Source organism: Streptomyces sp. NPDC000941 (assembly GCF_053599555.1).
In genome coordinates, this window is record NZ_JBSFMM010000498.1 from 1 (window position 1) to 2,351 (window position 2,351).

At 63.3% G+C, this 2,351-nt stretch carries 1 protein-coding gene and 1 pseudogene; one reads left to right on the forward strand and one right to left on the reverse strand.

The window, feature by feature from the left end; translation table 11 throughout:
* Nucleotides 1-155: 155 nt before the first annotated feature.
* Complete coding sequence (ltrA, locus tag ACWDSL_RS53035; protein ID WP_450496903.1) at nucleotides 156-1,418, reverse strand: group II intron reverse transcriptase/maturase; 1,263 nt, start codon at nucleotides 1,416-1,418, stop codon at nucleotides 156-158.
* A 587-nt stretch (nucleotides 1,419-2,005) separates the two neighbouring features.
* On the opposite strand from ltrA, the pseudogene ACWDSL_RS53040 reads away from it, so the two are divergent.
* Nucleotides 2,006-2,351 (forward strand): annotated as a pseudogene (locus ACWDSL_RS53040) (transposase); the annotation flags it as partial.

Sequence of the window (2,351 nt, forward strand, 5' to 3'; positions counted from 1 at the left end):
CGAGCCGTCAGCGACATCGGTGCCGGACCTGCTCCAGCGGGACTTTGCTGCCCAGGAGCCGAACACCAGGTATGTGGGGTCGGGTAGCCGGAGGGGATCTCACCCTCCGGCCCCCACAGAACCGTGCGTAACAGTCTCCCGTTACACGGCTCTTGTCACCCTGATAGCCAGATGGTGCGGCACAGGCGCCAATGCGCGAACATCCCCGGGTATCGCTGCATGATCCCTTGGAGACAGTTCCTGGCCTTCCTGTAACCGGCGAGCCGTTTGTACTTCCGGCGGATCCAGCGCAGCAGGTAGGCGTTGATGCGCTGGAGGAAGGGCCTCAACTCGGAGTGATAGAACGCTCCGTAGTACTGGATCCAGCCCCGCACGATTGGATTCATGAACCGCGCGAGCTGGGCGAAGGTGTGTCCGGTCCGCCGATGGATGCGCCAGCTGCGCACCTCGGCCCCCATTCTCTTCAGGGCGTCTTTGCTGACCGCAGGCAGGAAGCACGGGAACGTGACGCCGTGCTTGCTGCGCGCCGCGCGAGCGCGGAACGAGAACCCGAGGAACGTGAACGACATGTGCTCGTAAGAGCGTTGTCGGTTCGCGTCCTTGCAATAGACGATCCGGGTCTTGGTCGGGTGCAGCCGCAGTCCGACCTCTTCCATCCTGCTACCGATCGCCTCGACCAGCATCCTGGCCTGACGCTCGCTGACGCAGTGGACCACCGCGTCGTCCACGTACCGCTCGAACGTGACGCCCGGGAACTCCCGGACCATCCACGTGTCGAACGCGTAGTGGAGGAACAGGTTCGCCAGCACGGGCGAGACCGCCGACCCCTGTGGGGTCCCCCGGTCCCGCTGTTGCAGCGTGCCGTCGGGCAGTTGAAGCGGCGCCTGGAGCCACCGCCGGACATACAACTTCACCCATACGGCGTCAGTGTTGGCCTCCACAGCCTTGACGACGAGGTCCCAGGGCACGCTGTCGAAGAATTTCTGGATGTCGAGATCGACGACCCAGTCCCTCTTCCAGCAGCGTTCCCGGCACGTCCCAACTGCGTCCAGCGCCGACCGGCCCGGCCGATATCCATAGGAATCCGGATGGAACTTGGGCTCCACTTGGGATTCCAGCCTGGCGGCCACGACGGTCTGCGCGATCCTGTCCGCGACCGTGGGTACTCCGAGAATCCTGGTCCCGCCGCCGTGTGACTTGGGGATCTCCACCGCACGCACCGCTGGCGGAAAGTAGCTGCCCGAAGACATTCGATTCCAGATCTTGTAGAGATTCCCCTTCAAGTCCGTCTCAAAGTCCTCGATCGAGCAGCCATCCACCCCCGGCGCGCCTTTGTTAGCCCTGACCTTCTCCCACGCCTCCCATACTTCCCGCTTCGAGATATCAAACGGCTTCTCTGGCGACTTCAGCTCGTCCATGCGACTCCTCCCAGGCGCTCTGGTTGATCGAACGAACACAGCCACGGATGACCCGGCCCCTTCGCTCCACCCCCATTACAGGAGCTTCGGCACTACTACGGGCCGGTCCGCCGGCGAGCCCCGCCTTGGTACTCAATCCCTCGCGGTTTCTGCCGTCTCGGGACACTCCCTCACGCCGCCCTGCCGGGCGGCGACGCCGGTACTCGCCTTCCCACGTTCCACGTGAAAGCAGCAGATCAGACTCACGTCGCCTCCATGCCGGGCACCACCTGGCCAGTAAACGGGTGTCCGCCAGACTTGTCCTGGAGCTATATCTACACCCCCAGTTTTGATGCCACTTGTAAGTTATCGACACGTCGTCAGCGATTCGCTTGCGCTCGTCTTCCTGATCCCCACCTGACGCCTCAAGGGCGCCTTTTCCACATCGCTCACTACGACGGTCTTCAGCCAACGCAGCATGTGGCGGTTTGAGACCACTCCCCGCAGAGCGGTCCCGAAGGGCCATTCCTTCATCTTCCACGCAGCATTGCTTCCAAAGAGGCTCCTACCTACATTCCGCACCTCTCTCTTCGCATTCGTGGCACACAGACATCACCTACCTCCCCATCGGAAACGGCCAATTCCTTTATTTCGCAACGGTGTTGGACCTGTTCTCGAAACGCCTGGCGGGCTGGTCGATCGCCGACCACATGCGGACCTCGCTGGTTACCGACGCGCTCAGGGCGGCAGCGAGGGCCCGCGGCCGAGACGGTCTGCGCGGGGCGGTATTCCACAGCGACAACGGGGCGCAATATGTGTCGAAGGAGTTCGCCCAGGTCTGCTCGGAGCTGGGCGTGACCAGATCGCGCGGCGCGGTCGGCACAAGTGCGGACAATGCCGCCGCGGAGAGTCTGAACGCGACCATGAAGCGCGAGACGCTCCAAGGCCGCAAGC

What these genes read in the sequence shown, in the direction of transcription:
- ltrA (WP_450496903.1), bottom strand. Translation starts at nt 1,418, where the DNA reads ATGGACGAGCTGAAGTCGCCAGAGAAGCCGTTTGATATCTCGAAGCGG.